This is a genomic window from Tepidiphilus sp. HLB4 (assembly GCF_054823945.1).
Genome location: NZ_JSYB01000068.1, coordinates 1 through 4,306, shown reverse-complemented (window position 1 = coordinate 4,306; position 4,306 = coordinate 1). Strand labels below are relative to the sequence as shown.

The 4,306-nt window shown below is 64.9% G+C and carries 3 protein-coding genes; all 3 read left to right on the top strand.

All coding sequences use genetic code 11. The features are described from left to right. The first annotated feature begins 48 nt into the window (after window positions 1–48). Window positions 49–1,968, top strand: coding sequence for a putative Ig domain-containing protein (locus OA56_RS09400; protein ID WP_461584907.1), 1,920 nt, complete (start codon window positions 49–51; stop codon window positions 1,966–1,968). A gap of 120 nt (window positions 1,969–2,088) precedes the next feature. Further along, a complete protein-coding gene (locus OA56_RS09395) occupies window positions 2,089–3,456 on the top strand; it encodes an HlyD family type I secretion periplasmic adaptor subunit (protein ID WP_461584905.1) in 1,368 nt (455 codons plus the stop codon). Next, window positions 3,453–4,306, top strand: an 854-nt coding sequence (locus OA56_RS09390; protein WP_461584903.1) for a TolC family protein, incomplete at its 3' end; no start/stop codon positions are given. The genes OA56_RS09395 and OA56_RS09390, both read left to right, overlap by 4 nt.

Below are 4,306 nucleotides of genomic sequence, written 5' to 3'. Positions count from 1 at the left end.
AGTGCCACGCAATCGTCCGGGACCTGACAACTAGCCAACGGCGATCCGCTGCCGACATGGCTGAGCTTTGATCCTGTATCCCGAACTTTGAGCGGACGACCCACGAACGATCACGTGGGTGACATCGAGCTTGTGGTGGAAGGCAGGGATCATTTCGGCGCTGCCGCCAGCACAACCTTCAATATCAGCGTGCAGAACACCAACGACGCGCCGGAAGTCGCCGTCGTGCTGGCCGACCAGCAAGCAACCGAGGATGCGCCGTTTGCCTTCACCGTGCTGCCGGACGCCTTCCGCGATGTGGATGCGAATGACACGCTCACGCTCTCGGCCACCCAGGCCGATGGCTCGGCGTTGCCCTCTTGGCTCCGGTTCGATGCGGCGACGCGCACCTTCAGCGGCACGCCGGCCAACGGTGACGTGGGCAGCGTCTCGGTGCGCTTGATCGCCTCTGACGTGGCGGGTGCACAGGCGAGCCAGACCTTCGCCATCGGCGTGACCAACGTCAACGATGCTCCCGAGGTCGGCACGCTGCTCGCCAACCAGACCGGTCGCGCGGGCACGCCCTTGAGCTGGCAACTGCCCGAAGGCGCTTTCGTCGATGTCGATGCGGGCGATGTGCTGGCCTACTCCGCGGCGCTTGCCGACGGCAGCGCGCTGCCCGATTGGCTCGCCTTCGACGCGGCCACCGGCAGCTTCAGCGGCACACCGGCCACGGCGGGCAACTATGCCTTGCGCGTGACGGCGACCGATTCTCTCGGCGCATCCGCGAGCCAGAGCTTCGCCCTCGAGGTCGTCTCCGGCCCGATCACCACTCCGGATGCGGCCAATCTGATCGAGGATCGCCAGCTCTTCACCTGGGGCAATGTACTCGCCAACGACCGCGACCCGGAAGGCGCGCGCCTCGCCGTGGCCGATCCGGGCATCCGGCGCGGCGAATACGGCGTGCTGACCCTGCTCGCCAACGGCACCTACGCCTATGTGCTCGACGATTGCTCCAACAAGGTGCAAGGGCTGGGCGCGGGCGAGTCCGTCACGGAAACCTTCAGCTACCTGGCCAGTGACGGCACCCAGCGCAGCGACGGCGCATTGACGGTGACTGTGCAGGGCACCAACGACACGCCTGATCTGGTGCGCTGCCTCTCCGACGTGCAACTGGCCAAGGGCAAGGCGTTCTCGTGGAAGGTGCCCGCAGGCAGCTTCCGCGACGCCGACCGCAACGACACGCTGAGCTACACGGCCACCTTGTCCAACGGCAAGCCGCTGCCGAGCTGGCTCAAGTTCGACGCCGCCACGCAGACCTTCAGCGGCACGGCTCCGGCCAATGCCAAGGGCGGCATCGATGTGCGCGTCACCGCGTCCGACGGCCATGGCGAGTGCTCGACCGCCTCGGATGTCTTCTCGATCAGCTTTGGCAACAAGACGGTTGTTCCTACTGATCAGAAAGGCAATGAAGGTGTGGGCAACGGCGCGGATGCACCGCCCCCCGGCCACGGCGCCAACAGCAACGACGGCGCGGGTACCTCGCCGGGCCAGCCAGGCCGCAAACCGGGGGCCGAGCGTGATGATGACCCCTTGGGGCGTTTCCTCGATGGCTTCAAGCACGATGACAAGTCCGCCCAGTCGCACCATTCGGCCCTGCCTGCGCTGGATCGCCGCTGGTTCGAGCAATGGGGCGAGCCGCAGCAAGCCTCCGGGCAGGCCGGTCAGGGTCAGGCCAACCACGATGTCGAACGCCACTGGGCCGAGCTGACCCACGCCCTGAACCGGCTCGACGCCGAACGCCAGGGCGCGCCTGCCTGGAGCCACGCCAACCAGGGGGCCGACCTGACCGGCCTCATGGGCTGGCTGCACGGGGGTGCTCCCGGCGCGCGCGGCGGCGTCGATGCCGTGTCACTGGCCTGCGGCACGGGCACCCAGCTCAAGGGCTTCAGCGGACTGAGCGAGGGCTTGGGCAAACTGTCAGGCTAAAAGCAGGGCCAGCGTGCTTCCTGCTAAGGAGGGCGGCGGACGAGGTTTCATGAGACATCGCCCGCTGTCCGCAAGCGCTTTCACCCGGAAGCCCCAAGAACCATTAAGAGAGCCCCCGGCATGCCTTCATTGAAGTCCCTCGTACAACACGCCCAGAGCGACCATCAGGCCTTTCACCCGCCGCTCATCCGTTTGCAGCACAGCGCACCGCATCCACAGGGGCGGCGCGTGCTGTGGGCCATCTTGGCGCTAGTCGCCTTTCTCATCATCTGGGCGCTGCTCGGGCGGCTGGACATTGTCGCGGTGGCCGACGGCAAGCTGGTGCCCGCCAGCTATCTCAAGATCGTGCAACCCTCGGAAGCGGGCATCGTCAAGGAAATTCTGGTGCGCGAGGGCGAGACCGTGCGCGCCGGTCAAACCCTGATGCGCATGGATGCGCTGATCACCAACGCCGATCTGGACGCCATTGCCACCGAATACGCTCGCAAGCGGCTTGCGCTTGCCCGCATCGATGCTGAACTCACCGGCAAACCCTTCCAGCCGGACGTTCAGACCCCGGCGGCGCTCGTGCGCGAAACCGGCGCGCAGTACCAAGCCAACCGCGATGCCCTGGCCGCAGCATTAGCCGAGGAACGCAGCCGCCTGGTCAAGGCGCAGCAGGAACTGGCGGCTGCCCGCCAGCAGAAAGAGCGGCTGGAAGCCGTGCTGCCGCATTACCGCGAGCAGGACAATGCCTACGAGCAACTGGTCAAGGAGGGTTTCGCCGGAACCTTGATGGGCTCGGACAAGCGGCGCGAGCGCATCGAGAAGGAACAGGAACTGGCCACGCAAGGGTACTTGATTGCCTCTGCCCAGGCCAGCATCGACCAGTCACAGAAGAAACTCAAGCAGATCGAGGCCGACTATGTGCGGCAGTTGCACGCCGAGCGCCATGAGGCGCAGGCGCAGCTCGACAAGCTGACCCAAGAGCTGCAAAAGCAGCAGCACCGGCGCGCACTGCTGGAACTGAAGGCCCCGCAGGACGGCGTGATCAAGGATCTGGCCACGCACACCGCGGGCACGGTGGTGCAACCCGGTACCGTGCTCGCGAGCCTCGTGCCCCAAGAAGAAAAGCTCAAGGCCGAGGTCTGGGTCTCGAACGAGGACATCGGCTTCGTGCGTACAGGTCAGCCGGTCAAGCTCAAGTTCGCCACCTATCCGTTCCAGAAATATGGCATGGGGCAAGGCACCGTCGAACACGTGAGCGCCGATGCCCAGAGCGAAGAAGAAGCCCGCGACAAGGGACTACAGGGCGTGGGGCAGCGCCCGCTGCGCTACAAGGCCTTGGTGATGCTCGAGGCAGGCGCCCTGGAGACGGATGGGGTGAAGTATCCGTTGTCTGTCGGCATGCAGACCACGGCGGAAATCCTGCTGGGCGAGCGCACGGTGGCGGAGTATCTGCTCTCGCCCGTGAAAAAAGCCTGGCACGAGGCAGGCCGGGAGCGATGAAAATGTACGGGCGTTGGTTGGTAGCGGGACTGTTGAGTGGAATATGGGCTTTGCCGGTATGGGCGTTGGATTTCACCGAAGCTTTCCACTTGGCGAAAAACTACGACGCACAGGTGAAGATCGCCGCTTCGCGTGCCGCTCAGGACGAAGCAGGGGTGGATGTGGCGCGCTCCCGGCTGCTGCCGCAGGTGTCGGCGGCGGCGGCGCGTGGCAAGCAATATACACATACCAAATATTTGTCTGGACCCTATCCCTCTCGTTACGACGAACCGGATACGAAGAACTGGGCGCTGCAGGTGCGCCAGGGGCTTTATCGTCCGGCCGAATGGCGCAGCTGGGAGCGGGCGCAAAGTCTGGCGGAAGCGAGCGCGCGGGCATTGGATGCCGAAACCGCCACGCTACTCGCTCGGGTAGCCAAAGCGTATCTGGCATTGCTGGAAGCGAAATCTCAGCTGAAGGTGGCCGAGCAGGACGTGGCGCGCTATGCGGAGGCATTGCGCCAGGCACAGCGGGCCTTCGAGACAGGGCTGGGGACGCGCATCGAGATCGAGGAGGCGCAGGCCAGGCTGGATGCGGCGCAGGCGAACGTGGTCGATTGGCAGGGGCAGATCGAGACGGGACGCCAGGATATGGCGGCCTTGATCGGGCAGGAGGTTAATCCGGAGGATCTGATGCCATTTACCGAGGTGCGGGGTTTGGCACACGAGGTGTTACAGGAGCCGGCTACCGCCTGGGTGGAACGGATGGCATTGCATAATGCGGGATTGGCTTCTTTGAAGGCGCAGCTCGATGCGGCACAAAAGCAGGTGGCGGTGCAGAAGGGGTTGTGTACCATCCTTTCTGTAAATTC

What these genes read in the sequence shown, in the direction of transcription:
- OA56_RS09395 (WP_461584905.1), top strand. Translation starts at nt 2,089, where the DNA reads ATGCCTTCATTGAAGTCCCTCGTACAACACGCCCAGAGCGACCATCAG.